The sequence below is a fragment of the Altererythrobacter sp. CAU 1644 genome, assembly GCF_029623755.1.
Lineage (GTDB): Bacteria > Pseudomonadota > Alphaproteobacteria > Sphingomonadales > Sphingomonadaceae > Erythrobacter > Erythrobacter arenosus.
Genome location: NZ_CP121106.1, coordinates 3,041,218 through 3,068,215 on the forward strand (window position 1 = coordinate 3,041,218; position 26,998 = coordinate 3,068,215).

The following is a 26,998-nucleotide window of genomic DNA, read 5'->3' on the forward strand; positions in this document are numbered from 1 at the left end:
AAGCGATGAGCGCCCAAGCCGCTAATCCCGATTTCCGCCACAGGACGCCGCCCGAACTCAAGGTCATTCTCGACAGCGATGCTGCCCTGGCTGAGAAATGGCAGGGGCTCACGCCTTTGGCTCGCAATGAATGGATCTGCTGGACGATCTCGGCCAAGCAGGAGCAAACCCGCGAAAAGCGCCGTGCGCGGCTCAAGGAAGAAGTCCTCGAAGGCAAGAAACGGCCATGTTGCTGGCCCGGCTGTCCGCACCGGCGGGAGTCCGCTCGCAAATGGGTCGATGCCTAGACCGCCCTCGCGTGGTTGCCCTTTCCGTAGCGGATTTTGCGCCCGCCCCTACCTGCGCTAGTTCACACGCAACCGAGGGAGGAATCATGGGCGGATCGCCGGATCAGACATTTGAGGAAGTGGTGGTCGGGCGTCGTTCGATCAGAGGCTATCTCGACAAGCCGGTTCCACGCGAACTGATCGAGGAGGTCGTTGCGTTGGCAATGCGCTCACCCAGCTCGATGAACACCCAGCCGTGGCATTTCCATGCCATCACCGGCGAACCGCTTGACCGCATCCGCAAAGGCAATACCGAGAACATCCTCGCCGGCGTTCCCGACAGCCGCGAATTCCGCCGAGGACATGCCTTTGAGGGCGTCCACCGCGAGCGGCAGATCGGGTGCGCGATCCAATTGTTCGAGGCAATGGGGATCGAGCGCGACGACAAGGAGAAGCGGCAAGATTGGGTGCTGCGCGGCTTCCGCCAGTTCGACGCGCCAGTCTGCGTGATCGTCACCTACGACAAGGAACTCGCTGACAGCGACGACAGCGCCTTCGACTGCGGCGCAGCAACAACCGCGCTGGTCAATGCGGCCTGGTCGCGCGGGCTCGGCTGCGTCATCAATTCGCAGGGTATCATGCAATCGCCCGTCGTGCGCGAACACGCGGGAATTCCCGACGATCAGGTCATCATGAAAGCCGTGGCGATGGGATGGCCCGATCCGGACTTTCCCGCGAACGCGGTCTACATCACCCGCAGACCGCTGGAAGAAGCGGTCCGGTTCGTGGGTTTCGACTAAATCTCACGGTGCATCGCGCCTTCCGTTGGCTAGCCTTCGGCATTCCTGGTGTTGATCACGAGGACGTCGGCGTCCAGCGTTCGTAGCAATTCGCTCGTCACGCTCCCCAGGGTAGCTTGGCGGAACCCGCTAGTGCCATGGCTGCCGAGAACCACCAGGGTGGCGGAGGGATCTCGTCCGTGGGCCGATATCTCGCGGGCGAAGGCTTCATGCGTCCCACCCTGCACCAGCCGCGAAGTGGCATTGCCGAGCTTTGGCGAGCGTTGAACAAGCTCAGCCATAAAGGCATCGAGACGCTTCGCCTCGCCTGCTTCCACCTCGTCCCGCACATATTCGTCCCGCTGGAATCCGGCGAAGGGTACATGCCAAGCGTGAACCACATGGATACGGGTATCGGGAAACAGCCTTGCGGCTTCGATGATCGCGTGGGCCGACGCTGGGGAAAAATCGGTACCCACCACGATATGACCGTAGGGCGCTCTAGCCCTATGTTTGACAACCAAAGTGGGGCATTCGGTTTGACGCAGAATGAAATCGACCGCAGTTCCGAGGAAAAAGTCACCGAGCGTGTTGTACCGCGCCGGTCCCAGCAGCAGCATGTATGTGTCATCCGACTGCGCAGCTCGCGCAATGGCTCTGGGTGGCGATCCTTCCGGGAACTCGAATTCGGTCGGGCAAGAGGTTTCTCCGACCGTCCGTGACATGCGCTCTTCGAGGTAGCCCCAATCGGCCTTGTCGGCGTCGATGTGGTCGAGTGCGTGGATAGCTTTCAACCCAAGTCCATGCTGCTGGCATAGCTGCAGTGCCCGATCGATGGCACGGTCGGCCCTCGGGCTGAAATCGGTGGCGACGACAATCTTGGGGGACGGCATTTCACAGCTCCGTAGCAGAAAATGGGGGTAAATTGACTATACCTTACTGCGATTAATTCGCAATTGCATTTAATTCACCGAACCCCAGATCTGCTCGCGTGATGCAGAAGCTGTGCACCCGGTCGTTTGTGTTGCAAAAGCCCATTCCGCTGGGGCCGGACATCTAATTCAGAGAAAGCACTTGCCAATCGCCTGGTCTCATCCGACTAGGCGCCCCATGTGCGGCATAGCTGGATGGTACAGGCGGCAAGGCAGGCCGGTCGAGCAGGCGGATATCACCCGCGCATGCGATACCATCATCCACCGCGGTCCCGACGATAGCGGCGTCCACATCGACCGTGATTTCGGTTTCGGAATGCGCCGCCTCTCGATCATCGACCTTGAGGGTGGGCACCAGCCGATCTTCTCAGAAGATGGCCGCTGGGCGATCACGTACAACGGCGAGATTTACAACCACCCTGAACTGCGCGCTGAGCTCGACGCATGGGGTTGGAAATTTCGCACCAACAGTGACACCGAGACTCTGCTCGCCGCCTATGTCCGATGGGGTGACGACGCTTGGTCGAAGCTCGAGGGCATGTATGGCGTTGCGATCTGGGATGCCAAGGAACGTCGGCTGACGCTCGCGCGCGACCCGCTGGGGATCAAGCCGCTCTACTATTCCCTCCAGCAGGGTGGAATCGCCTGGGGGAGCGAAATCCGCACTATCCGGACCATCCCCGGCCACGAATTCAGTATCCGCGCACGCGGCGTGCATGACTTCTTCATGTTCGGCCATATCGGCAAGCCGCGTACGATCTGGAACGAGGTCCAGAGCCTTGAGCCCGGCCATGTCCTGCACATCGGCGCTGAGGGCGAGCCCGAGATCAGGCGCTTCTGGCATCCACGCTTCGAAGCCCGCCACGACCTGAGCGAGGCGCAGTGGATCGAGGCGACGCGCGAAGAGTTCATGGCGACCGTCAAGCGCCACATGCTCGCCGATGTCACGGTCGGCGCATTTTTATCCGGCGGGGTGGATTCGAGTGCGGTCGTCGCTGCCATGGCGAGTCATGCAAGCGCGCCGATCAAGGCCTTCACCATGGGCTTTCCCGGCACCTCGATCGACGAGACCGACGCAGCGGCGCGTATCGCCAAACATCTCGGCTGCGAACACATCATCCTGCCGCTCGAGCCGCAGGACGCAGGCATGATGCTGCCGCAGGTGCAAGCGAGCCACGACGAGCCCTGCGCTGCCACTGCGGCGGTACCGGTGTGGCACCTGTCAAAGCTCGCCGCCGAGCACGTGAAGGTAGTTCTGTGCGGTGAAGGTTCGGACGAGATTTTTGCCGGTTACAAGCGGCAGCGCACCGCCCTCGCCGCCGCTCGCAGCGCGCCGTATCTTCGCGCACTTGCGCCACTGATTGCAGGTCTGGAACGTATTCCCTTCGGATCGAAGCGGCTCAACTACCTGCGCCAGAACGCACGCCGGTTCCGCATGTCGGCGATGCTCGACAGCAATTTTCAACGCTTTTTCCAGGGTACGCAAATTTCGACCCCGTGGGTGCGCGAGGAACTCTACCAGCGGGGTTTCTACGAACGGCAAGAGACGGAGAAGCCCTTCGCCGCGCTCGAAGCCGAGTATTTCGGCTGGCCGGGCGCACGCGACATGCACCCGCTTGACCAGTTCATGCTGGCCGATCTTACCGTCCACATGCCCTCTTCCCTGCTCAACCGCACCGATCGCGGCAGCATGGCGCATTCGCTCGAGGCGCGTGTGCCATTCCTCAGCCACAAGTTCGTCGACTGGTCGCTTACGATGCCGCGCGAGATGAAGCTGCACGGCAAGACCGGCAAATACGCGCTGCGCAAGGCAATCGAGCCGTGGCTGTTCGAAGGCGCGATCGACAATCGCAAACTCGGATTCCAGCTCCCATTTGCCGAATGGTTCAGCGGCGGTTTCAGCAGCTTCGCACAGGAAGCGTGGAACGGCAGCGGCGCATCGCAGGCGGGCTACCTCGACAATCAGGCGGTAGAGAAGCTGTTCGCCGAACACGGCGCAGGCCTCGCCAATCACGGGCGCATCCTCTACGCGATCGCCATGTTCTCCATCTGGTGGGACCAGAATATCGATGCTCGCTGACCTCGCCCAAGATCCCCAGGCCGCCGACAAGCCATTCGACGTCGCCATCATCGGCGCGGGCGCAGCGGGCGTATCTATCGCGCGCGAACTGATGCGCGGCGGGCACAAGGTATGCCTTGCCGAGAGCGGAGGTCTCGACTTCGAAGAGCGCACACAGGCGCTCTACAAGGGTCAGAACATCGGCCACGAGTATTACGACCTCGACGAGGCGCGGCTGCGATTTTTCGGCGGGACGGTGTCGATCTGGGGTGGGCGCTGCGCGCTGCTCGACGAAATCGACTTCCGAAAGCGCGACTGGGTTCCGCATTCGGGCTGGCCCATCACCCGCGACGACGTGATGCCGTGGTACCGCAAGGCGCAGGAGATCTTCGAGATCGGCGAGTTCGCTTGGGACGATGCTTATCGCCTTTGCGGCATTCCCGACCAGGGGTTCGATCCGGAACGGCTGGCGACCGATTTGTGGCGATTCGACGAGGCGACTGAACGCTTTGCCGCCTCTCGCGCCAAGGATTTGATCGACGCCCCGAACCTCACCATCCTACTCCACGCCAATGCCACCCGCATCCAAGCGAGTGAGAACGGTGCCCGCGTCGAGCATGTCGATGTGAGCACGCTCGATGGGCGCAAGGCGACAATCAAGGCGAAGCACTTCGTCATCGCCTGCGGCGCGATCGAGAATGTTCGCCTGATGCTCGCTTCGGACGACGTGATTACAGGGGGGATCGGCAATGCGAACGACCAGCTAGGTCGCTTTTTCATGGAACATCCCACCGGACGTATCGGCAAGGTCGAGACCGACAAGCCCTTCGACCTGTGGGCTGCCTACCAGAAACGCTTCATGCCTTCCGGCCCGCCCCTCGCCCCTGTTCTGCGTATGGCCGACGCGGTGCAGGAAGCTGAAGGTGCGCTCAATTCGATCGTCACCTTCAAGCTACAACGACCGCCGGAGAAGGGCGTCGCGCTTGGGAACAAGCTCTATCACGACATCAAGCATTCACTGAACCCCGACCGAAAGGGCCGCGCGCTCGACCATATATACCGTGGGCTTCGCGCGTGGTTTCACAAGAATGTGCGCGAGCGTGTCGAGAAGACCATGGCCAATCGGGGCATGACAGGGCTCTACATGATCATTCGCGGCGAGCAGGCGCCCAATCCCGACAGCCGCATCGTGCTGTCGGGCGAGCGCGACGAACTGGGGATGCGGAAAGCCAACCTCAACTGGCAGCTCGACCCGCTCGACAAACACACCGCGCGGATATTCACACGCATCTTCGACGAAGAACTGTCCCGGCTGGGGCGCGGATCGGTCACTCCCACCGAGTGGATCAACGAAGCCGGCAACGATTGGCCGGTCGATCCCACGGTCGGCAACCACCCCATCGCGGGCTATCACCACATGGGGGGTACCCGCATGAGCGATGATCCAAAAAGTGGCGTCGTCGATGCCGATTGCCGGGTTCATGGCATCGCCAATCTGCACATCGCGGGCAGCTCGACTTTCTCGACTGCCGGTTGGGCCAACCCGACATTTACATTGGTCGCGCTTGCGTTGCGCCTCGCGGACAAGCTCGACCGGGATTTGAAGGAAGCCTAACGCTTTTAACCTTTGATATGGGCGCGCGAACCCGCCTCTCGACCCATCGCAAGCCTGGTGCGCCCAACCCCACTAACCTTGACCGTTGAGGTGGAATTAAGGCCAATCGCACAGTCACGACTTGTCACCGAGGGGGCGACAATCGTTCAGACTTGAAAGGTCGCAAATGAGGAAATCTACCATTTTGGGTTCTGCGGCAATCTCCGCCGTGGCCACATTGGGTGCTGCTGCTATTGCGCAGGAAGCGCCGGAAGCCGCACCGGAAACCGAGGTCGAAGTCGAAGAGACGCAAGCCAATGGCGCGATCGTTACCCGCGAGGTCATTACCGAAGAGCGCGATGTCTTCGACGAGAACGGCGATCCGGTCGTTGACGAGGCCGGCCAGCCAGTCACCGAAACCGTGGAGACCGGTTGGCAGCAGACCGTCGAGACGCCTTCGGGCAACATTCACACGATCACCAAGGAAGACGGCAGCCGTGCGGTCGTAACCCACGAACGCCCGGAAAAGGTCGCGAAGCTGGAAAAGGCTGAGCGCCCTGCGAAGCCAGAGAAACCCGCCAAACCCGACCGCCCGGAAAAGCCCGAGAAACCGCAGAAGCCGGACAAGCCCGGTCGGCCGAACTGATCAACTGCTAATTCGCTAATCTGGATAGGGTGCCGCGCATATCACTGGGGTCCATGCGCGGCACCCATCATTCGACCCCAATGGGTTCAGGAAAGTTCGTCATGCCACATCCCTATCGTTCCCTGGCCTATCGTTCCCTGGCCGTCGCCGGGCTGGTGCCGTTAGCACTGCTTGCCTCGCCTGCCAGTGCGCAAGGTGAGGTCACGCTCAGCACAGGGATCGACTATTCGTCGGGTGACTATGGCGATGTCGAAGACACCGATATGCTCGCCATCCCCTTCGCCGTGAAATACGATTCCGGCAGCTTCTACCTCAAGGCATCGATCCCCTATCTCGACGTCGAAGGCCCCTCGGGCGTCATTCCTGGCGACGGGGGCGCCACACCGGGCGCACCCGGAGGTGCCGTGACCTCGCGCAGCGGCCTGGGCGATCTGTGGCTCACCGCCGGCTATTCCATGCCGATCGCCGAGGGAACGTGGTTCGATGCTGTCGGCAAGGCCAAGCTGCCGACCGCATCGGAGAGCAAGTTCCTTGGTACCGGCAGCACCGATTTCACCGCGCAGGGCGAGGTACTTCACATGATCGGGCCAATGAGCGTCGCGGCCTATGGCGGCCGCCGTTTCAACGGGTCGAGCGATGTGTTCGATCTGCGTGACACCTGGCTCGCAGGCGCAGGCGTCTATCTCTCCGCCAACCGCGCAATGCTGGGCCTCGATTACGACTGGCGCGAGGGGTCGACCGCAACTTCGCCCGACATCAGCGAACTGACCGGATCCATCACCTACAAGCTGACCGATGCACTGCGGCTGCAAGGTTATGGCTACACCGGGCTGGCCGATGGCAGCCCCGATATCGGCGGCGGTCTACAGGTGCTGGTGACGCTGGGGCAGTAGGACAACTCCAACGCGTCGATTGCGTCCACTCGACTAACGCAAACTCACCACATTGTCGGCTTCTGGCCGCTGGCGGCTGCCATCGTAAAGGCTCGCCATCGGTTCGTCGCTGACGATCACCTGCTCGGCATCGCCAAAGCCGTTGAAGCCGGTCTTCATGGCCGCACCATAAGCACCGAGCATGCCGATCTCGATATAGTCGCCGGCCTGGATGTCCGAGGGCAGCGGGAACGGCCCCTTCATGTAATCGGCATCGTCGCAGGTCGGTCCGTAGAAGGCGAAATCCGCGTCGGGATCGCGCAGATCGTCCTCGAGCGCGCGCACCGGAAAACGCCAGCCGACATGGGCGGCGTCGTAGAGCGCACCATAGGCGCCGTCGTTGATGTACAGCTCCTCGCCGCGCCGACGCTCCACCCGCACGATCATCGAGGAGTATTCAGCGCTTAGCGCCCTGCCCGGCTCGCACCACAGCTCCGCATTGTAGGCGATCGGCAGCGCATAGAAGTGCTGGTGGATGATCTGGAAGTAATCCTCCAGCGGAGGAGGCTCGAGCTCGGGATACCAGCTCGGGAAACCGCCGCCGACATCGACCATGTCGATCACCACCGAAGCCTCGGCAATTGCAGCGCGGGTGCGATCGAGCGCCTGGACATAGGCGAACGGGCTCATGGCCTGGCTACCGACATGGAAGCACACGCCCAGCCAGTCGCAATGCTGGCGGGTCTGCTGGAGCAGTTGTGGCGCCTCGAGCAGGTCGCAGCCGAACTTGCTGGCGAGCGAAAGCTCGGAATACTCACTCGACACGCGCAGACGCACTGCGAGGCGTAGGTCGCCCGCCTCTTCGCCCGTCTCAGGATCGCGACAGGCGTCGACGATCTTCTCCAGTTCCTCGATGCTGTCGAGGCTGAAGGTCTTCACGCCATGCTGGTGATAGGCCTCGCGGATCGCCGCCGGCGTCTTGATCGGGTGCATGAAGCACAGCACGGCCTCAGGCAGGAGGCCGCGCACCAGCCGCACCTCGGCGATCGAGGCGACGTCGTAATGCGTAATGGCCGCTTCCCACAGCGTCTGGATCAGCTCAGGCGTGGGATTGGCCTTGACCGCATAGAGCGACTTGCCCGGAAACTTCTCGACGAAGAAGCGGGCGGCGCGCGCGGCGGCGTGCGGGCGATTGAGGATGACGGGTTCGTCCGGAGCGAGGTCGCGGACTACAGCCTTGGCATCGGGATAGATGTGCAACTCAAGGGACCCCCAAAACGGTTCGTTGAAACCATGAAACGACAAGCTGCCTTGCGGTTAGGAAGTCCCCTTGGGGCAGCGGAAGCGCGCATATAGGGCTTGCGAGGTGAATCGCAAATGAAAAATGGCGAAGATTGGCTCTTTCATGGCCTTAAGAGCGGATATCGCGGCACAAGGTTCCTTGGCAGGTCGCGGGGGCGCCTCAGCTCAACCGGTCGCGGAAGTCCTCGTAGTGGAATTCCTTCACCAGCTCGAGTGCATCGGTGTCGCTGTCCCACAGGTAAATCGAGGGCAATTGCACTCCGTTGAAGGTGTTGGTCTTCACCATGGAGTAATGCGCCTGGTCGAGGAAGGCGAAGCGCGCGCCCGGCTCTGCAGGCACCGGCAGGCGGTAGTCGCCGATCACATCGCCCGCGAGGCATGACGGTCCGCCAAGGCGGATCGGGACGATATTCTCGTCTGCGAGTTCGCCCAGCATCGCCGGGCGATAAGGCGCTTCGATCACATCGGGCATATGGCAGGTCGCGGAAACATCGGTCACGCCGATGGGCATTTCGTTGAAGCCGGTGTCGAGCAGCGTGCCGACCAGAATGCCTGCATCGAGCGCCACCGCCTCGCCCGGTTCGAGATAGATCTCGGCGCCGGTGTCTTCCTTGGCGTCCTTGAGGAATTCCACCAGTTCCTGGCGCTGGTAATCGGCTCGGGTGATGTGATGACCGCCGCCCATGTTGATCCACTTGAGCTTACCGAACCAGGGCTCGATTGCATCGAACACGCGGTCCCAGGTCAGCTGGAGCGGTTCGAGGTCCTGCTCGCACAGATTGTGGAAGTGAATCCCCTCGACGCCTTCCATATGCTCTTCGGTGAGCTGGTCTAGCGGGAATCCTAGCCGCGAACCGGGCGAGGATGGATCGTAACGCGGCACTTCGCCGGTCGGCACCTGTGGATTGATACGCAAGCCGACGTCGAAATCGCCGCCGGTCGTCTTGGCATGCTCGAGGATCAGCGCCGCGCGCTGCATCTGCCCGGGCGAGTTGAAGATCACATGGTCCGACAGGCGGCAGACTTCCTCCAGCTCGTCAGGCTTGTAGGCTGCCGAATAAGTCGCAATCTCGCCATCGTAGAATTCGGATGCCAGCCGCGCTTCCCACAGGCCGGAGGTGCAGACGCCGTCCAGATACTCGCCGATAATCGGCGCGACCGACCACATCGAGAATGCCTTAAGCGCAGCGAGCACCTTGATGTCGGCGGCGTCGCGGATGTCGGCCAGCACCTGGCAATTGGCGCGCAGCTTCGCCGCATCGACCACGAATGCGGGGCTGTCGACGCGATTGAGATCGAAATGGGCGAATGCGCCCGGATCACCGGCTCTGGTTTCCATCAGGCCAACTCCTCCAAAGCGCAGTCAAAAGCAGAGTTCGCTGCCTCGTCAAAGCACACGAACGCAATGCGACTGAATTGAGACGGATTGCGCCACACAAATTCCGCCGTTGTATGCGCTGCAGTCTTGGCTGCCTTTTCAAGCGGATAGCCGAAACGGCCGGTAGAGATAGCTGGGAATGCGACCGAACACGCTTTCTTCTCAAGCGCACAGCAAAGGGAATTCTCGTAGCACTGGGTCAATTGAGACGACTCGCCCTTCTCCCCGCCACGCCAAACCGGACCGACCGTGTGGATGATCCATTCAGCCTTCAAATTATATCCTTTGGTGACCTTGGCTTGGCCAGTCTTGCATCCGCCGAGCAATCGACACTCATGAACAAGTTCGGGTCCGGCGGCTCGGTGAATGGCTCCATCCACCCCGCCCCCACCCAGCAGTGAACTGTTGGCAGCATTGACGATGGCGTCGAACTCCATCGTGACAATATTGCCCTTCACAGCCTCAAGAAAAGTGTCGCAAATCAATCGCAAATTAGAATTCCACCGGTCCGCCGAGTTCCTTCACCTGCCACGGCAGGCCATGTTCGTTGAGCATGTCCATGAAGGGATCGGGGTCCATTTCTTCCATGTTGAAGACCCCGTCGCCCGACCACTTGCCGGTGACCATCATGGCAGAACCGATCATGGCGGGCACGCCGGTGGTGTAGCTGACCGCCTGGTTGCCAGTTTCCTCGTACGCGGCCTCATGCGAACAGATGTTGTTGATGTAGAAGGTCTTCTCGCCCGAACCGTCGATCGCTTCGCCCGTCGCGATCACGCCTATGTTGGTGTTGCCCTTGGTCGTCTCGCCCAGCGTTTCGGGCTTGGGCAGCACGGCAGCGAGGAACTGCAGCGGGATGATTTCCTTGCCCTTGTACTTGATCGGGTCGATCCGCGTCATGCCGACGTTCTGCAGCACGGTGAGGTGCTTGATGTACTCATCGCCGAATGTCATCCAGAAGCGCGCGCGCTCCATCTCCGGATTGAACTTGGCGAGGCTTTCGAGCTCCTCGTGGTACATCATGTACATGTTCTTGGGGCCCACACCCTCGAAGTCGAACTCGACCTTCTTCGCCATCGCCGGAGTCTCGACGAACTCGCCGTTCTCCCAGTGACGCGCGGGCGCGGTGACTTCGCGGATGTTGATTTCGGGGTTGAAATTGGTGGCAAAAGCCTGGCCATGATCCCCGCCGTTACAGTCGAGTATGTCGAGCGTCCGGATGGTCTTCAGCTTGTGCTTCTTCAGCCACATGGTGAAGACGCTTGTCACGCCCGGGTCGAAGCCCGAACCCAGCAGCGCCATCAATCCTGCCTCCTTGAAGCGGTCGTGATAGGCCCACTGCCAGTGATATTCGAACTTGGCCTCGTCCTTGGGCTCGTAGTTCGCAGTATCGAGGTAATCGACGCCTGTTTCGAGGCAGGCATCCATGATCGGCAGGTCCTGATACGGCAGCGCGAGGTTCACCACGAGGCTCGGCTGAACCTTGCGGATCAAATTGACCATCGCCGGGACTTCCTCGGCGTCGATCTCGTAGGTCGAAACATCGACACCCGTGCGCTCTTTCACCGAAGCTGCGATGGCATCGCACTTGCTCTTCGTGCGGCTGGCGAGGTGGATGTCGGTGAAGATATCCTTGTTCATCGCCATCTTGTGGACGCACACCGAGCTGACACCGCCGGCACCGATAACGAGGACTGTCGACATGTGGGGTAACCTTTCAATTTCGAATCTTGCGCGCGCTCTAGTCGAACGCGGCCACCACGTAAATCGATCCGGCATTTCCTACGATCGGGCCGCGATATACCTTTGCAGCATGGACAGAAGCCCCATCGAGATTGCGGATGATTCCAGCGACAGGACTGTGTTCCATGTGTTCCATCGCGTAGGATTCCCCGCATGACTCAAGCGAAGCAAAATCCGACCCAGGAAGGCGTGATCGAAGCCGCCAGAAAGATCGCGGCCATCCTCCCGGCCACTCCGCTCCTGCCGGTCGAAATCGACGGAGTGACGGTTCACGTCAAAGCGGAGAATCTCCAGCCAATCGGCGCCTTCAAGATCCGCGGCGCGTGGCACCGGCTGTCAGCACTGGAAGAGGCCGAGCGATCGGGCGGCGTCGTGGCCGTTTCGTCCGGCAACCATGCGCAAGGCGTGGCCTGGGCGGCAAAGCGGCTCGGCATGTCAGCAACCATCGTCATGCCGCACGACGCCCCGCAAGTGAAGCTCGATGCGACCCGCGCATTGGGGGCCGAGATCGTCCTCTATCAGCGCCCGCATGAAGACCGCGACGAGGTGGCGGCGCGCATCATTGCCGAGCGCGGAGGTACGCTGGTCCATGCCTTCGGCGATCCCTGGGTGATTGAGGGCCAGGGGAGCGCCGGGCTCGAGATTGTCGAACAACTGGGCCGCGCACCATCGTGCATCCTCGCCTGTTGTGGCGGCGGGGGCCTCGCCGCGGGGCTCGCCCTCGCCTGCCCCGAAAGCGCGATCCATCTCGTCGAACCCGAGGGTTGGGACCAGGTCGGACAAAGCCTGCGCGCAGGCAGGATCGTGCGGCAGCACGCAGATCCGCCGAAAACGATCTGCGATGCATTGCAGCCCATCGCGACTAAGCAGGTGAACCTCGACACGCTACTGGACCGCGCTGAGCCGGGAGTGACGGTGACCGATGAGGAGGTAAGGACCGCCCAGCGTTTCGCCTTTTCGCGGCTTCACCTCGTGGTCGAACCGGGCGGCGCTGCAGCGCTCGCGGCGGCCTTATCCGGCAAGGTGCCGCTCGACGAGGGAACCGTGATCATGCTGACAGGCGGCAATGTCGATCCGGCCAGCTACGCGGAGACGATCTCCACAGGAAGCTAGGTTGCATTTGACAATCGATCCATGCCGCAGCAGTCTCGCCGCCAGATAAGGGAGGGATACAATGCAAGCTCAAATGTTGGCCCCCGCTGCGGTGCTTATCGCCTGGTCGCTGGTGATGTTGTTCATGATTCCGATCACGCGCTTTCCGGCGCTGGCCAAGCTCGGGATCAATGTCTCGAATGCAGAGCGCGGCGTGCGGGGCCAGGATTCGGAAGACAAGCTCCCGCCCTCGGTGAACTGGAAGTCGCACAATTACACCCACCTGATGGAACAGCCGACGATATTCTATCCGGCGGTCGTCATCATCGCGTTGATGGGCGCCGGTGCGGGCGATGTGCTGGCGGCATGGATCTATGTCGGGCTGCGCGTCATCCACTCGCTGTGGCAGGCTTTCGTCAACATCGTGGCGGTCCGTTTCGCGCTGTTCCTGGCCATGACTGTGGCCTTGCTTTTCCTTGCTTATCGCGCGGTTTCGCTCACTCTCTTCGCTGACCCGGGAGTTGCCTGATGATCGGTATGGCCATCCTTCAGCCGGTCGTCGCATTGACGATCTGGACCATGATCATGTGGGCGTGGATGTATGCCACGCGCATTCCGGCGATGAGCAAATCGCCGAATATCGAGGCACCTTCGAAGCTCGTTGGTGGGACGGGCAAAGATCTGGATGCGGTTCTGCCGCCACAGGTTCAATGGAAAGCGCATAATTACAACCACTTGCATGAACAACCGACGATCTTCTACGCGGTGGCGATCGTGCTCGCGATCATCGGCCAGGGCGACGGGATGAATGCCTTGCTTGCGTGGATCTATGTCGGCTTGCGGGTGGTTCACTCGCTGGTTCAGGTCACCGCGAACAAGGTGATGGTGCGGTTTGTGCTGTTTTTCCTGTCGGGCCTGGTGCTGGTCGCACTGATCTTCCACGCGACGATCAGCGTGTTCGACATTCACATCTAGGGCGAATGCTGCTCCCGCTTCGGCGGGGGCAGCCGCCTATTCGGCGGCCTCGGTCGCCTGCTCTTTCGCAAAGTCCATCGTGGCGAGGAATTTTTCCGCGTCGAGCGCTGCCATGCAACCCATCCCGGCGGCAGTCACCGCCTGGCGATACGTGTGGTCAGTGACGTCACCGGCTGCGAACACACCCGGTTTCACGGTCTTGGGCGTGCCCGGCTCCGTCAAGAGGTATCCGCCGTCGTCCATCGGTAGCTTGCCCTTGAACAGTTCGGTCGACGGGGCATGCCCGATCGCGACGAAGGCGCCGTCCACTTCGAAGGTCGATTCCTCGCCGGTCTGCGTGTCCTTGAGCACGAGATGCCCGAGCTTGCCGTTCTCGTCCGCGACGAAGCGCTCAACCGTCTTGTTCCACAGCGTCGAAATCTTGTCCGACTTGAACAGTCGTTCCTGCAGGATCTTTTCGGAACGCAATTCGTCACGGCGATGGATCAGCGTCACATCGTCCGAATGATTGGTCAGGTAAAGCGCTTCCTCGACCGCGGTATTGCCGCCGCCGATCACTGCGACCTTCTTGCCACGATAAAAGAAGCCGTCGCAGGTCGCGCAGGCCGATACGCCCTTGCCGCCCAGCTCCTGCTCGCCCGGAACGCCCAGCCATTTGGCCTGCGCGCCGGTGCAAATGATCAGCGTATCGCCAATATATTCGTCGCCACTGTCGCCGACTGCCCGATACGGAGGGCCATTTTCGAGATCGACCTCGACGATCGTATCCCACATCATCCGCGTGCCGACGTGCTCAGCCTGCTTCTGCATCTGATCCATCAACCACGGACCCTGCACGACGTCGGCGAAACCGGGGTAGTTCTCGACATCGGTGGTGATGGTCAGCTGGCCGCCCGGCTGGAGGCCTTGCACCACGATCGGCTCCATCATCGCACGCGCTCCATAGATCGCGGCCGAATAACCGGCCGGGCCGGAGCCGATGATGAGCATCTTGGTGCGGTGGGTAGCCATGTCGTCTTGTCTTTCGTCAGTTTTGCGCGTGTGTCGACCCAATATGGGAAGCAACGCCGCGATGTCACGCCACGAAGCGGTCGCGCAAGCGCTCCTTCATCGGTTCATCCACACCTAGGGCGTTCTCGACAAAGGAATCGACCGATCCGTGGTCCTTTTCGATCTCTGCCACATAGGTCGACAGATAGTCTTCGTGCACTTCGAGCAGCGCGCGGATCGACTCCTCGTCGAGCTGGCGACCAAGCCGCGCCTCGATTCCCGGCACCGATTGAGCGCGCAAGACGCCCAGTGTGGGCGCATGATTGGTCAGCAGGAATTCTTCCATCTGGTCGTCGCGGCTCGCACCTAAAACATGGAGCAGGAGCATCGCCGCCACACCGGTGCGATCCTTACCTGCAAAGCAATGGACGAGACTAGCCCCGTCCCGCTGATCGAGCGCCCGTAAATAGCGCCCGAACATCTCGATCATCGCCGGATTGCGCGGCATGCGAGTGTATACCGCCACCATGCGCCGACGAGCGAACTCGGCCGTCGATGTCTCGGGGTCGACATCCATGTGCGGAGGACTTGAGGTAGTTTCTCCTTCGTAAGCAATGACATGCGCCTCGAAAGCGGGGCCACGGCGACATGGATTGTTCGTGCGTTCGCTGGCACCGCGCAGGTCGATCACCGTGCGAATATCGAGCGAGGAGATGGCAGCCAGATCCTCGTCGGTGGCAGCTACGTGCTGGCCCGAACGGAATAACAGGCCGCGCCTGATCCGCCCTCCTCCGGAAACGGTATAGCCGCCATAATCGCGGAAATTGTGAATGCCTTCGGTGGGCAGGAACTTGTCTCGAATCATCGCGCGCGACCGTGGCAGTGCATCACGCCCCGCTCAACCCGCTTGGGCGATCGCGTAGGGGGAACTGCGTAAGCGCGTGCCAACCTCGCCTTGCCAGTCAAGAGCTATGACGCTGGAATACAGGAGGAAATCGGGGAGCCATCGTGTCCAACATCCTTATCGCCGACGACGACGAACTCGTAGCATCTCTAGCCAGCGAGGCGCTGATCGGTGCCGGCCATGCCTGCGGCTGGGTAACCGATGGCGAGAAAGCGCTCCAGACGATCGAATGGCGACGGCCAGACCTCTTGCTGCTCGATCAGGAAATGCCGGTCATGTCCGGTGCGACCCTGCTGCGAAAGCTCCGCACCTCGGAGCAGCATTACGACCTGCCGGTGATCATGTTCACGGCGATGTCGGGCGTTCGCGACGAAGAACAGGCACTTTACAACGGGGCACAAGAATACATCCGCAAGCCTTTCACCCCTGACTTGTTGGTTCGCGTGGTCGAGCGTGTCCTGTTTGCCCGGTCGTTACGGCCTCGGCATGAAGATCTAATGAGCAAGCTGGAACAAAGCGCCGGCATCTGGCGCGATCCGGAGGCGACGCGACGCTTCGTCTAGCTGGATTGGGGATCGGAACGGCGCGTGACCTGATCCCACAGGCCGGCGCCACCCCAAGACAGCGTTTGTCGTCCGATCCGCATGCTCCAGTAAGCGTCGTTGCCCCCCTCGCTCCGCCAACGCATCATCGCCCGGGTCAGTTCGTGCAACGGATAGTCCTGCGTGAACCCGATTGCCCCATGCACCTGATGGGCCAGCGCGCATCCCAGCTTGATGGCGGCATTCGCGCGAAGCTTGGCGCAAGCGATTTCGAACTCTGCATCGCCCCGATCGAGTGCGGCAGCGGCACCCTGTGCCGCGCAATTGACTGCCGCCGCCTCGCTCGCAAGCAGGGCGATGCTCTGCTGGACCGCCTGGAACTTCGATAGCGGGCGACCGAATTGGACCCGCTCGCCGCAATAGTCGATTGACAGCTTGAGCGCACCGTCGAGCGCACCGGCCGTCTGACAGGTGCGCAGGAATGCGAGGATAGACAGCTGCTCATCGCCTTCCAGCCGCCAGCCGGCCATCTCTCCACCGGATTGGCGTCCGGCGACCACATGCTCCCCTAAGGGAGCATCAAGTGCATGAAAGCCCGCGAGCCGCATCACCGCAGCCAGATCGCCCCAATCACCGCCGAATCCGCCTTCCCCTTCGGATACAAACAGCAACGCAAAGCCAGCGTCTTCGAGGCGTGGGCGTATTTCTTCGAACGACCGCCCGCGCAACTCGGCAAACAGGCCATCGGCCATCTCGATCAGGGCATCACGATTTTCGCTCATCTCAGGCCCAGCCCCCGTGCGATGATACCCCGCAGGATTTCGCGGGTTCCGCCGCGGAGCGAGAAGCTCGGCGAGACCGCCAGCAGCATGGACAACAAGCGCGCAAGAACACTCTCATCGGTCAGCTGCACATCGACGACTGCCTGCACCGCAACCGGCAATTCCTGTTCGAACGTGTTGCCGAGATCCTTGACGATCGACGCCTCGACCATCGGGTCGTGACCTGCCGCGAGCTTGGCCGCGACCGACATCGACATCTGCCGCAGGGTCCACAGGTCGGACACGAGCTTGCCAATGGTCGCGACGACTTCAGGCGATGCATCGGTTCCGGCGGTCTCGATCAATTCGACCAACAGGGCATGGCTCGAAAGGTAACGTTCCGGCCCCGAGCGCTCGAGCGCCAGTTCGGCGGTGGCCTGCTTCCACCCTTCGCCTTCAGCTCCGATCAGCGCTCCGTGCGGAACCAGCACATCTTCGAAGAAGACCTCGTTGAAGTGATGCGTCCCGAACATATCGACGATCGGGCGGATCGTGATCCCCGGCGTGTCGAGATCGATCAGGAATTGGCTGAGGCCTTGCTGTCGCTCGCTTCCCGCTTCGCTGCGAACCAGCGCCAGCATGACGTGGCTGACATGCGCACCAGAGGTCCACACCTTCTGGCCATTGATGAGCCAGCCATCGTCCGTCCGTCGTGCGTTCGTGCGAACCGAAGCTAGGTCGGAACCCGAATTGGGCTCGCTCAACCCGATGCATGCGTAGAGCTCTCCCCTGGCCATGCCGGGCAGGTACTTGCGGCGCTGCTCCTCGGTTCCATAACGCAGGATCAGCGGCCCGGTTTGGCGATCCGCGATCCAGTGCGCCCCGACTGGCGCTCCCGCAGCGAGCAGTTCCTCCAGCACGATATAGCGCTCGAGCGGGTCGCGCTCATGCCCGCCATATTCCTTGGGCCACAACATGCCGACATAGCCGGCAGCTGCCAGCTTCCGAGAGAAATCGGGATCGAGGCTGAGCCAACTGTTTGCCCGACACACCGGGTCATCTGTCGGCTGGTTCGCGGCAAGAAACCCGCGAACATCGCGCCTTATCGCCTGCGCATTGGGCGGCGCTTCGAAGGGATGGACGGCAAATGTCTGCACGGTTGCGGTGATGCGGCAAGCCTTGATCGGAGGCAAGAGCACCTAGAGCTTGGGGCTGCATCCCTCACCTGCTAATTCCGACAGCCCGGCGTTCCTGACGACGGATGGCAACCTTGCGTGCCAACTATCAAGCGAAGGCGCTTACTCCCTGCGTGTGACTAGCGTTCGTTGCGCTTCTCCAACTCGGCCAGGTCGTCCGGGGTGTTGATGTTCTGCGGCGCCTGCTCCAGTTGCACTGAGCGCGCGCCGATGGCTTCGGCGAATGCCCGCATCGAATGGCGACCGTCGCCTGTTAGGATTTCTTCAATTGTTGCCACAGCCGATACCGGCCAATTCCCGATGACCGGTTGGCTCGCAATATACGCCGGAGCAGGAGACAGTCGCTGTAGCAGGTCGTTTGGCAATCCGACGCTGTCGACCCCGCAGGAAAGCACGGTTGCGCGGCCTTTTGCGTCCGCATGCCGGAGCCCCGCGGCGATACCGCCAAGCGGGCCCATCCCTGCCCGCGGCCAGTCACGAAGCACTTCGACAGGTGCAACGTTGCGGCCGACCACGACCACCTCGTCGCACAATCCAGCCAAATGCGAGATCGCGCGCTCCAACAACGTCTGCCCGTCGAGTTGCGCGACCGCCTTATCGCTGCCGAAACGAGTGGATTGCCCTCCGGCCAGTACCAGTCCCAGCACTCCTCCACTCATGGACGAATTCCTAGCGGATTGCACAAGCGAAGTGTTGTGCGGTTCAAAAGGGAGTGAGCAGCAATATCCATGGGCGAGACCGCTAGCATAGCTCGCTGCGCCGCGCATCGGTATCCGACATCGAGAACGCTAACACGCTCAGACATTTGGGATGTTCTCTTGAATATTAGCCGCTCTCCAGTAGAGCAGCGCCATCCAAGATTGTGACGGAGCACGAATGTGAAGGCGCTGGTCAAAGCGCGGGCCGAAAAGGGCCTGTGGCTCGAGGACGTAGCTGAACCCGAGGTTGGGCGAAACGACGTCAAGGTGAAGATCCTGCGGACCGCGATCTGCGGCACCGACATGCATATCTGGAACTGGGACGAATGGGCGCAGCGCACCATCCCGGTACCCATGACCGTTGGTCACGAATTCGTCGGCAGGATTGTCGAGTTCGGTGACAACGTGTCGGGCTTCGAAGTCGGACAGATCGTCTCGGGCGAAGGCCATGTCGTCTGCGGGCGCTGCCGCAATTGCATGGCCGGGCGCCGCCACATGTGTGCCGACGCCAAGGGAATCGGCGTCAATCGCGAAGGCGCGTTTGCCGAATACCTCGTTCTCCCCGCGGCCAATCTTTGGGTCCATGACCAGAAGATCGATCTCGACGTCGCCTCGATCTTCGACCCCTTCGGCAATGCCGTCCATACCGCGCTGCAGTTCGATGTTCTGGGTGAGGACGTGCTCGTGGTCGGCGCTGGGCCGATCGGCATCATGGCCGCCGCGGTCTGCCGCCACGCCGGGGCGCGGCACGTGGTCGTCAGCGATCTCAACGAGGATCGCCTCGCGCTTGCCAAGAAGATGGGTGCCACGGCCACCGTGAACCCGACCAAGCGCAAGATCGAGGACGTGCAGGCCGAACTCGGCATGACTGAAGGGTTCGACGTGGGCCTCGAAATGTCGGGTTCCCAACCCGGGCTCGAGTCATTGATTGCCAACATGGCGCATGGCGGCCGCGTCGCCATTCTTGGCCTTCCGGCAGAGAAACCCACCATCGACATGGACAAGGTGATCTTTAGCATGCTGACGCTCAAGGGTGTCTATGGGCGCGAGATATTCGAGACTTGGTACAAGATGTCGGTATTCATCCAGTCGGGCCTCGACCTAAGCCCGATCATTACCCATCGCCTGCCAGTCGATCGATTCGAGGAAGGCTTCGCCGCCATGGCCTCGGGCGAGGCCTGCAAGGTCGTGCTGAACTGGGAAGATTGAGGAACAAGCGATGAGCGAGAAATTCTACGCACACCTCGCGCAGGAACTGGAATCGATCGAGGAGCAGGGCCTCACCAAGACCGAGCAGCAGATCACTTCGCCCCAGAGTGGCACGGTGGAACTGGGCGACCGCACGGTAGTGAACCTGTGCGCTAACAACTACCTCGGCCTCGCCGACCATCCCGAGATCATCGAGACGAGCCGCGCAGCGCTCGACGAGTATGGGTTCGGCATGGCCTCGGTCCGCTTCATCTGCGGGACGCAGGACCAGCACAAGGAACTGGAAGCGAGCATCTCCGATTTCGTCGGCTTCGAGGATACGATCCTTTACCCATCCTGCTTCGATGCCAACGGCGGCTTGTTCGAAACCCTGCTGGGCGAAGAGGATGCGGTGATCTCCGACGCGCTCAACCACGCCAGCATCATCGACGGCGTGCGGCTCTGCAAGGCGAAGCGCTATCGCTATGCCAATAACGACATGGGCGAACTGGAGCAGCGGCTGCAGGAAGCGGACGCAGCGGGCGCGCGGTTCAAGCTGATCACCACCGACGGCGTGTTTTCGATGGACGGTTACATCGCGCGGCTCGACGAGATTTGCGACCTTGCCGAGAAATACGATGCGCTGGTCCATTTCGACGATTGCCACGCGACCGGCTTCCTCGGCGAGAATGGCCGCGGCACGCATGAATATCGCGGCTGCATGGACCGGGTCGACATTACAACCGGAACGCTGGGCAAGGCACTGGGCGGCGCCAGCGGTGGCTATACCAGCGCGCGCAAGGAAATCGTCGGCCTGCTGCGCCAGCGCTCACGCCCCTATCTCTTCTCGAACTCGGTCGCGCCACCGGTCGTCGCCGGCTCGATCAAGGCGCTCGAACTCGCCCGCCGCGGCGAGCAACGCGCGAAGCTGTGGGACAACACACGCTATTTTCGTGAGCAGCTCGAAGCCGAGGGCTTCGACGTGCTCAAGGGCGAACATCCGATCATCCCGATCATGCTCTACGACGCCAAGCTCGCCGCCGAATTCGCCGCCCAGGCGCGCGCGGCCGGTGTCTATGTCACTGCTTTCTCTTTCCCCGTGGTCCCCAAAGGCCAGGCGCGCATCCGCACGCAGATGTCGTCAGCCGTGTCGCGCGACGAAATCGATCAAGCCATCGAGGTTTTCAAGCAGGCGCGAGCAGAGGTCTCCTGACCTAACCGGCGCTGTCGATCTCGAGAAAGCTGTCGTCGCGAGCAAGGCATACCAGGCCCAGGCCTGCTGCCCGCGCGCGCTCGACCGCCATGCTAGTCGGCAGCGAAATGGTGACGAGGAAATTCCCGCCTGCCCGAACCACCTTTTCGACGATTTCGTAGGAGCAGCGTGCGGTAGAAAGTACAAATCCTTCCGCGAAGTCGCGCCCTACTGCCGCGAGCGCACCAACCAGCTTGTCGACTGCATTGTGACGACCGACATCCTCGCGCATCAGGATGATCTGGCCCTCCCTATTGGCGAAAGCAGCCGCATGTGCGGCACCGGTTTGCGCATTGAGTACTTGCTTTGCGCGCAGGTCCACGACCGCGGCAAAGATTGCCGCCTCGGCGGGACGCTCGCCCTTCGGCACTTTGGGTAGTGGCTTGGCCAGCGCTTCGAGATTCTCGATCCCGCACAGCCCGCAGGAGCTCTCGGCTACCCGAGTACGCACACGCTCCGACAATTGCTCGATACCGAGGCCCGACAATTGGGTCCGGACCACATAGCCAAGATCGGTTTCGGCAATATCGAATTGGTCGATGTCCTCCGGGCGCGCCGCCAGCCCCTCGGTCAACGCGAAGCCCGTAACGAAATCCTCGAGATCGCGCGGCGTCGCCATCATTACCGCATAGGCCAGCCCGTTGAACTCAAGCGCCACCGGCACTTCGGGCACCCATTCGCGCGACACCTCGCGCGAGGTGCCGTTGCGGCGAACTTCGCGCGTGTTACCCGGCATCCGAATTGTGCAGCCCGCCGTGCTTGGAAAAATCGGTGGCGCGAGTCTGTGAGCCGGGGTGCCCCTTCTCGTAGAGATGCGCGACCGCTTCAGCCGCAATCGGGTCGAGCCCGCTGCGATCACTTGAGAACACCGCCTCCTTCATGCGCGGATCCCAGAAGCTCTCGATGTGATCGGCAGTCGCCAGCACTGCGCGATCATGCCCGATCGCGACGAAGTTCTTCGCGATCTGGTTGGCATAACGATAGAGCGTCTCTAACTGGCTCTTATGGGGCGCTTCCGAGCTCATTCTGCGGGTTCCATCGCACCGCCGGCTATGCGGCGACTGCGTGCGGTCAACTCCTGATAGTCTTCCTGCCAATCGGTCGGGCCGTTCGACGGTGTGACTTGCACCGCAGTTACCTTGTACTCGGGGCAATTGGTGGCCCAGTCCGAGTAGTCGGTGGTGACGACATTGGCCTGAGTCGCGGGGTGGTGGAAGGTGGTGTAGACGACGCCCGGCGCGACCCGGTCGGTCACGGTGACGCGCAAGGTCGTCTCGCCGGTCCGGCTGGCGAGCTTCGCCCAGTCGCCGTCCTTGAGGCCACGGTTCTCGGCATCGACCGGATGCACTTCAAGCAGGTCCTCCTGGTGCCAGACGGTATTGGCCGTGCGCCGCGTCTGCGCGCCGACATTGTACTGGCTGAGAATGCGTCCGGTGGTGAGCAGCAGCGGGAAACGCGGCCCGGTCTTTTCGTCGGTCGGGACGTAGTCGGTAACGACGAACAGCCCCTTCCCGCGAACGAACCCTTCGATGTGCATCACCGGCGAACCGTCTGGGTGCTTCTCATTGACCGGCCATTGCACGCTGCCGCGTTCCTGCAGCATCTGCCAGTTCACTCCTGCAAAACTGCCGGTGAGCCGCGCGATCTCGTCGAGGATCTCGCTCGGATGCGAGTAGTTCCAGCCAGCGCCAAGGGCATTGGCGAGCAGTTGCGTGACCTCCCAATCCTCTTGGCCATTCGCAGGCTCCATTACCTTGCGGACCGGCTGGATGCGCCGCTCGGCATTGGTGAAGGTGCCGTTCTTCTCGAGGAACGTGCTGCCCGGAAGGAAGACGTGCGCGTAGTTTGCGGTCTCGTTGAGGAAGAGATCATGGACGATCACGCAGTCCATCGAGGACAGGCCGTCCGCCACATGCTGCGTGTTCGGATCGGACTGCAGAATGTCCTCGCCCTGGATATAGATCGCCTTGAAGCTGCCATCGACCGCAGCATCGAGCATGTTGGGAATGCGCAGGCCCGGTTCCGGATCGAGCGACACGCCCCAATCCTTCTCGAACAATTCGCGGGTCGCGGCATCCGATAGATGGCGATAGCCGGGCAGTTCGTGCGGGAAGCTGCCCATGTCGCAAGCCCCCTGCACATTGTTCTGGCCGCGTAGCGGGTTCACCCCCACACCCGGCCGACCGATATTGCCGGTCGCCATTGCGAGGTTGGCGATCGCCATCACGGTCGAGGAGCCCTGGCTATGCTCGGTCACGCCCAGCCCGTAATAGATCGCGCCGTTGCCGCCGGTCGCAAATAGGCGCGCTGCTCCGCGCAATTCCTCGGCCGGAACACGCGTGACCGGCTCGAGCGTCTCGGGCGAATGCCGCTCGTCCGATACGAACCGAGCCCAATCCTCATAGGCCTCGACATCGCAGCGCTCGCGAATGAATGCTTGGTCGGTGAGCCCCTCTGTGACGATGACATGCGCCATTGCGGTGAGTACCGCGACATTGGTACCGGGCTGAAGGGGAAGGTGGTGGGCCGCCTCGACATGCGGCGTGCGCACGAGATCGATCCGGCGCGGGTCGATCACGATCAGCTTCGCTCCCTGGCGCAATCGGCGCTTGAGCCGGCTGGCGAAGACCGGGTGGCCGTCGGTCGGGTTCGCTCCGATTACCAGCGCGACATCGGTATGCTCGACACTATCGAAATCCTGCGTACCGGCGCTGGTCCCGAAGGTTGTCTTGAGCCCATAGCCGGTCGGCGAATGGCACACGCGGGCGCAAGTATCGACATTGTTCGCACCGAAAACCGAACGCACCATCTTCTGGACCAGGAAGGTTTCCTCATTGGTGCAGCGGCTCGAGGTGATCCCACCCAGCGCCCGCGCGCCATGCTCTGCCTTGATCGTATTGAGCCGGTCGGCGGTGAAGGCGATCGCTTCGTCCCAGTTGACCTCGCGCCAAGGCTGGTCGATGCTCTCGCGGATCATCGGCGAGGTGATGCGGTCCTGGTGGTTGGCATAGCCCCAGGCGAAACGTCCTTTGACACAGGAATGGCCGCGATTGGCCTTGCCATCCTTGTACGGAACCATGCGGACGAGTTGTTCGCCCTTCATTTCCGCGCGGAAGGTGCAGCCGACCCCGCAATAAGCGCAAGTCGTGACCACCGCGCGTTCCGGCTTGCCCAGTTCCTTGACGCTCTTCTCGCGCAGGGTCGCCGTTGGGCAGGCCTGCACGCATGCCCCGCAGCTCACGCATTCGCTGGAGAGAAAATCGTCCGCCTTCGTCCCGGCGCTGATCAGCGAGGCAAAACCGCGACCGTCCACCGTGAGCGCCAATGTGCCCTGCACCTCGTCGCAGGCGCGCACGCAGCGCGAACAGACGATGCACTTGCTCGGGTCGAAATCGAAATAGGGGTTGGAGGTATCGGTCGCTTCGCCCAGATGATTGGCGCCGTCATAGCCATAGCGCACATCGCGCAAGCCGACTTCGGCAGCGGTGTCCTGAAGCTCGCAATCATTGTTGGCGCTGCAGGTCAGGCAGTCGAGCGGATGATCGGAGATGTAGAGCTCCATCACCCCGCGCCGCAGCTTTGCCAGCCGGGCGTTCTGGGTATGGACGACCATGCCCTCCTCGGCCGGCGTGGTGCAGCTCGCGGGCGTACCGCGCCGCCCGTCGATCTCGACCAGGCACATGCGGCACGAACCGAAGCTCTTCACATTGTCCGTGGCGCACAGGCTGGGAATGTCGCCACCGCTCTCGCGCGCAGCGCGCATCACGCTGGTCCCGGCGGGCACCGTAACCAGGCGACCGTCGATCGTCAGCGTCACGCGCTCGGTCGAACGGCTTTCGGGCGTTCCGAAATCGGGTTGGCGTTCAAAGCCCATCGGCAGTCTCCAGAGCCTCTATACCAAAATCTTCGGGCCAATGCTTCAGCGCGCTCATCACCGGAAAGGGAGTGAAGCCTCCGAGGGCGCAAAGCGACCCGTCGCGCATCACCTCGCACAAGTCTTCGAGCAGTTCGATCTGCTCGGCCTGATTACGCGTAGACTTGACTGCATTATGCATCTGCGGTGCAAGCTCGAGCCGGTCGGGCTCGCGCCCTCCGGCCAGGATGCGATCGACGATTTCCGCCCCGCGGACTGCCCCGATCCGGCAGGGCGTGCACTTTCCGCAGCTTTCAGCAGCACAGAATTCGAAGGCGAAACGGGCCATTGCGCCCATGTCGGCAGTGTCGTCGAACACGGTGATCCCGCCGTGCCCGATGAGCCCCTCGGCCGCGGTGAACGCCTCGTAATCGAAAGGCAGGTCGAACTGGTTTGAGTGGATATAGGCGCCGAGCGGCCCGCCGACCTGGACTGCCTTCACCGGCCGTCCGGAAGCAGTTCCGCCGCCGATGTCATTGACCAGTTCACCGAGAGTAATCCCGAAAGCGGTTTCGTAGAGCCCGCCGTAGCGGATATTGCCCGCCAGTTGGACCGGCATGGTACCTTTTGAGCGCTCGATCCCGAGGCTTTCGTAGAGCGCCGCCCCCCCTTCCGAGAGGATATGCGGTATGGCCGCGAGCGTGAGGACGTTGTTGACGACGGTCGGTTTGCCGAAGGCGCCCTCGATCGCGGGGAGCGGCGGCTTGGCACGCACTTCACCGCGCTTGCCTTCGAGACTGTTGAGCAGGCTGGTCTCTTCGCCGCAAACATAAGCGCCCGCACCGACCCGTACCTCGAGCGCAAAAGGCGCGACGATATCCGCCGATAACCCGATAGCTTCGTGTAGCTTCGCAATAGCATCGGGATACTCGCTGCGCAGGTAGACGTAGCCCTGCGATGCGCCGACCGCGAGCCCGGCTATCGCCATGCCCTCGATCAGCGCGAATGGATCGCCTTCCATCAGCATTCGGTCGGCAAAAGTCCCGCTGTCGCCCTCATCGGCATTGCAGACGATGTATTTCTCCGGTCCCGCCGCCTTGGCCACGGTTTGCCACTTGATCCCGGCCGGGAAACCCGCACCGCCGCGACCGCGCAGGCCCGACTGGGTAACTTCCTCGAGGATCCGCTCGGGGCCGATCGACCTGGCGCGTTCAAGACCTGCCCAACCGCCGGTGGCCTCGTAATCCTCCAGGCTCAAAGGTCGCGTCTTGCCCGCCCGCGCAAAGGTCAGCCGCTGCTGCCCTGCAATAAAGGGGTGATCGGCGATTGTGCCAATGCCGAGCTGACTGCTGCCGTCGAGGATCGCCGCCACGTCATCGACCGTTGCCGGGCCAAAGCCCTGCCCGTCGACTTCGACCAGCGGCTCGAGCCAGTGCATACCCCAGCTCGAAACCCGTTCCACCGTCGCGCCAGCCCGCTCGAAAGCGCGCGCGACTGCATCGGCACCGCAAGCCTTGGCCAGGCTGTCATCGGAGATGCGAACGATCGTCATGCGCCCTCGATCAACTGACGAAGCTTGGCGTCGTCCAAGCGTGAGTAAACCGCATCACCGATCCGCGCATTGGGCCCGACGCTGCACAGCCCGAGGCAATAGACCGTTGCCAGCTTCACTCGATTGCCTGCGGTCGCTTCGGCATCGGGCATCAGCGCCTCCACCCCGCGCGCCTGGCACGCCTCGGCACGGCAGATCTGGACCTTGGGCCGCGGATCGTGGGCCGGCGTGAAATCGTGATAGAAACTCACCACCCCGTGCACCTCGGCGCGGCTGAGGTTAAGCGCCTGTGCAACCGTGCGCTCGGCCGCCTCGTCGATGCAGCCAAACTCGGCTTGGATCGCGTGCAGGATCGGCAAGAGCGGTCCCTTCCGATCCCGATGCTCGGCACAGATTTCGACGAGGCGCTGATCTCGATCCATCA

Annotated in this window: 27 protein-coding genes; 12 read left to right on the top strand and 15 right to left on the bottom strand. The window is 62.0% G+C overall.

Going from position 1 to position 26,998, the window contains the following annotated elements:
- The first annotated feature begins 5 nt into the window (after nt 1-5).
- Together P7228_RS15120 and P7228_RS15125 are read left to right on the top strand one after the other, a co-directional pair.
- Nucleotides 6-287 carry a YdeI/OmpD-associated family protein gene (locus tag P7228_RS15120; protein ID WP_278016059.1) on the top strand — a complete coding sequence of 94 codons (282 nt, stop codon included), beginning with the start codon at nt 6-8 and terminating at the stop codon, nt 285-287.
- Nucleotides 288-373: 86 nt separating this feature from the next.
- The gene (locus tag P7228_RS15125) at nt 374-1,066 is read left to right on the top strand and encodes a nitroreductase (RefSeq protein ID WP_278016060.1); all 693 of its coding nucleotides are present in this window, start codon (nt 374-376) and stop codon (nt 1,064-1,066) included.
- Nucleotides 1,067-1,095: 29 nt separating this feature from the next.
- Here the strand turns inward: P7228_RS15125 and P7228_RS15130 are convergent, their stop codons facing one another.
- On the bottom strand, nt 1,096-1,938 hold the full coding sequence (locus P7228_RS15130; RefSeq protein WP_278016061.1) for a universal stress protein: 843 nt from the start codon (nt 1,936-1,938) through the stop codon (nt 1,096-1,098).
- Between the two features lie 217 nt (nt 1,939-2,155).
- Between P7228_RS15130 and asnB the strand changes: the two genes are divergently transcribed.
- From asnB to P7228_RS15150, 4 genes are all read left to right on the top strand, one after another.
- Entirely contained in the window at nt 2,156-4,057 is a 1,902-nt protein-coding gene (gene asnB / locus P7228_RS15135) for an asparagine synthase (glutamine-hydrolyzing) (protein WP_278016062.1), read from the top strand.
- The gene (locus tag P7228_RS15140; RefSeq protein WP_278016063.1) at nt 4,047-5,651 is read left to right on the top strand and encodes an FAD-dependent oxidoreductase; all 1,605 of its coding nucleotides are present in this window, start codon (nt 4,047-4,049) and stop codon (nt 5,649-5,651) included. The genes asnB and P7228_RS15140 overlap by 11 nt, the downstream gene beginning before the upstream one ends.
- A gap of 166 nt (nt 5,652-5,817) precedes the next feature.
- Nucleotides 5,818-6,276: a hypothetical protein gene (locus P7228_RS15145; RefSeq protein WP_278016064.1), complete on the top strand. Its 459-nt coding sequence runs from the start codon at nt 5,818-5,820 to the stop codon at nt 6,274-6,276.
- Between the two features lie 101 nt (nt 6,277-6,377).
- Complete coding sequence (locus P7228_RS15150; protein WP_278016065.1) at nt 6,378-7,169, top strand: hypothetical protein; 792 nt, start codon at nt 6,378-6,380, stop codon at nt 7,167-7,169.
- Between the two features lie 33 nt (nt 7,170-7,202).
- Here P7228_RS15150 and P7228_RS15155 read toward each other — a convergent pair whose 3' ends face one another.
- The 4 genes from P7228_RS15155 to P7228_RS15170 form a co-directional block, all read right to left on the bottom strand.
- The gene (locus P7228_RS15155; RefSeq protein WP_278016066.1) at nt 7,203-8,408 is read right to left on the bottom strand and encodes a type III PLP-dependent enzyme; all 1,206 of its coding nucleotides are present in this window, start codon (nt 8,406-8,408) and stop codon (nt 7,203-7,205) included.
- Nucleotides 8,409-8,610: 202 nt separating this feature from the next.
- Nucleotides 8,611-9,789 (bottom strand): carboxynorspermidine decarboxylase, encoded by a 1,179-nt coding sequence (locus P7228_RS15160; protein WP_278016067.1) that lies wholly within the window; start codon nt 9,787-9,789, stop codon nt 8,611-8,613.
- A complete protein-coding gene (locus tag P7228_RS15165; RefSeq protein ID WP_347402847.1) occupies nt 9,789-10,286 on the bottom strand; it encodes an O-acetyl-ADP-ribose deacetylase in 498 nt (165 codons plus the stop codon). Before P7228_RS15165 ends, P7228_RS15160 begins: the two co-directional genes overlap by 1 nt.
- A 34-nt stretch (nt 10,287-10,320) precedes the next feature.
- Entirely contained in the window at nt 10,321-11,532 is a 1,212-nt protein-coding gene (locus P7228_RS15170; RefSeq protein ID WP_278016068.1) for a saccharopine dehydrogenase family protein, read from the bottom strand.
- Between the two features lie 192 nt (nt 11,533-11,724).
- On the opposite strand from P7228_RS15170, the gene P7228_RS15175 reads away from it, so the two are divergent.
- From P7228_RS15175 to P7228_RS15185, 3 genes are all read left to right on the top strand, one after another.
- Complete coding sequence (locus P7228_RS15175) at nt 11,725-12,684, top strand: threonine ammonia-lyase (RefSeq protein ID WP_278016069.1); 960 nt, start codon at nt 11,725-11,727, stop codon at nt 12,682-12,684.
- 61 nt (nt 12,685-12,745) lie between these two features.
- Complete coding sequence (locus tag P7228_RS15180; protein ID WP_278016070.1) at nt 12,746-13,192, top strand: MAPEG family protein; 447 nt, start codon at nt 12,746-12,748, stop codon at nt 13,190-13,192.
- Nucleotides 13,192-13,638 carry an MAPEG family protein gene (locus tag P7228_RS15185; RefSeq protein ID WP_278016071.1) on the top strand — a complete coding sequence of 149 codons (447 nt, stop codon included), beginning with the start codon at nt 13,192-13,194 and terminating at the stop codon, nt 13,636-13,638. The genes P7228_RS15180 and P7228_RS15185 overlap by 1 nt, the downstream gene beginning before the upstream one ends.
- 36 nt (nt 13,639-13,674) lie before the next feature.
- On the opposite strand, the gene trxB is transcribed toward P7228_RS15185, so the two are convergent.
- Nucleotides 13,675-14,649 (bottom strand): thioredoxin-disulfide reductase, encoded by a 975-nt coding sequence (trxB, locus tag P7228_RS15190; protein WP_278016072.1) that lies wholly within the window; start codon nt 14,647-14,649, stop codon nt 13,675-13,677.
- Between the two features lie 64 nt (nt 14,650-14,713).
- Nucleotides 14,714-15,493, bottom strand: a complete 780-nt coding sequence (locus P7228_RS15195) for a tyrosine-protein phosphatase (RefSeq protein WP_278016073.1) — start codon at nt 15,491-15,493, stop codon at nt 14,714-14,716.
- A 143-nt stretch (nt 15,494-15,636) separates the two neighbouring features.
- On the opposite strand from P7228_RS15195, the gene P7228_RS15200 reads away from it, so the two are divergent.
- Nucleotides 15,637-16,095, top strand: a complete 459-nt coding sequence (locus P7228_RS15200) for a response regulator (protein ID WP_278016074.1) — start codon at nt 15,637-15,639, stop codon at nt 16,093-16,095.
- On the opposite strand, the gene P7228_RS15205 is transcribed toward P7228_RS15200, so the two are convergent.
- From P7228_RS15205 to mobA, 3 genes are all read right to left on the bottom strand, one after another.
- The gene (locus P7228_RS15205; protein WP_278016075.1) at nt 16,092-16,856 is read right to left on the bottom strand and encodes an acyl-CoA dehydrogenase family protein; all 765 of its coding nucleotides are present in this window, start codon (nt 16,854-16,856) and stop codon (nt 16,092-16,094) included. The two genes, P7228_RS15200 and P7228_RS15205, sit on opposite strands and share 4 nt — an antisense overlap.
- Nucleotides 16,853-17,992 (bottom strand): acyl-CoA dehydrogenase family protein, encoded by a 1,140-nt coding sequence (locus P7228_RS15210; RefSeq protein WP_278016076.1) that lies wholly within the window; start codon nt 17,990-17,992, stop codon nt 16,853-16,855. The genes P7228_RS15205 and P7228_RS15210 overlap by 4 nt, the downstream gene beginning before the upstream one ends.
- Nucleotides 17,993-18,150: 158 nt before the next feature.
- Entirely contained in the window at nt 18,151-18,690 is a 540-nt protein-coding gene (gene mobA / locus P7228_RS15215; protein WP_278016077.1) for a molybdenum cofactor guanylyltransferase, read from the bottom strand.
- 219 nt (nt 18,691-18,909) lie between these two features.
- On the opposite strand from mobA, the gene tdh reads away from it, so the two are divergent.
- Together tdh and P7228_RS15225 are read left to right on the top strand one after the other, a co-directional pair.
- Nucleotides 18,910-19,938: an L-threonine 3-dehydrogenase gene (tdh, locus tag P7228_RS15220; RefSeq protein ID WP_278016078.1), complete on the top strand. Its 1,029-nt coding sequence runs from the start codon at nt 18,910-18,912 to the stop codon at nt 19,936-19,938.
- 10 nt (nt 19,939-19,948) lie between these two features.
- A complete protein-coding gene (locus tag P7228_RS15225) occupies nt 19,949-21,130 on the top strand; it encodes a glycine C-acetyltransferase (RefSeq protein WP_278016079.1) in 1,182 nt (393 codons plus the stop codon).
- Nucleotide 21,131: 1 nt separating this feature from the next.
- Here P7228_RS15225 and fdhD read toward each other — a convergent pair whose 3' ends face one another.
- The 5 genes from fdhD to P7228_RS15250 are packed head-to-tail and all read right to left on the bottom strand — an operon-like array spanning nt 21,132 to nt 26,996.
- Entirely contained in the window at nt 21,132-21,905 is a 774-nt protein-coding gene (fdhD, locus tag P7228_RS15230) for a formate dehydrogenase accessory sulfurtransferase FdhD (protein WP_278016080.1), read from the bottom strand.
- Complete coding sequence (locus P7228_RS15235; protein ID WP_278016081.1) at nt 21,895-22,194, bottom strand: formate dehydrogenase subunit delta; 300 nt, start codon at nt 22,192-22,194, stop codon at nt 21,895-21,897. The genes fdhD and P7228_RS15235 overlap by 11 nt, the downstream gene beginning before the upstream one ends.
- Entirely contained in the window at nt 22,191-25,043 is a 2,853-nt protein-coding gene (gene fdhF / locus P7228_RS15240; protein WP_278016082.1) for a formate dehydrogenase subunit alpha, read from the bottom strand. The genes P7228_RS15235 and fdhF overlap by 4 nt, the downstream gene beginning before the upstream one ends.
- Nucleotides 25,033-26,574: an NADH-ubiquinone oxidoreductase-F iron-sulfur binding region domain-containing protein gene (locus P7228_RS15245; RefSeq protein ID WP_278016083.1), complete on the bottom strand. Its 1,542-nt coding sequence runs from the start codon at nt 26,572-26,574 to the stop codon at nt 25,033-25,035. Before P7228_RS15245 ends, fdhF begins: the two co-directional genes overlap by 11 nt.
- Nucleotides 26,571-26,996 (bottom strand): NAD(P)H-dependent oxidoreductase subunit E, encoded by a 426-nt coding sequence (locus tag P7228_RS15250; protein WP_278016084.1) that lies wholly within the window; start codon nt 26,994-26,996, stop codon nt 26,571-26,573. Before P7228_RS15250 ends, P7228_RS15245 begins: the two co-directional genes overlap by 4 nt.
- Nucleotides 26,997-26,998 lie beyond the last annotated feature (2 nt).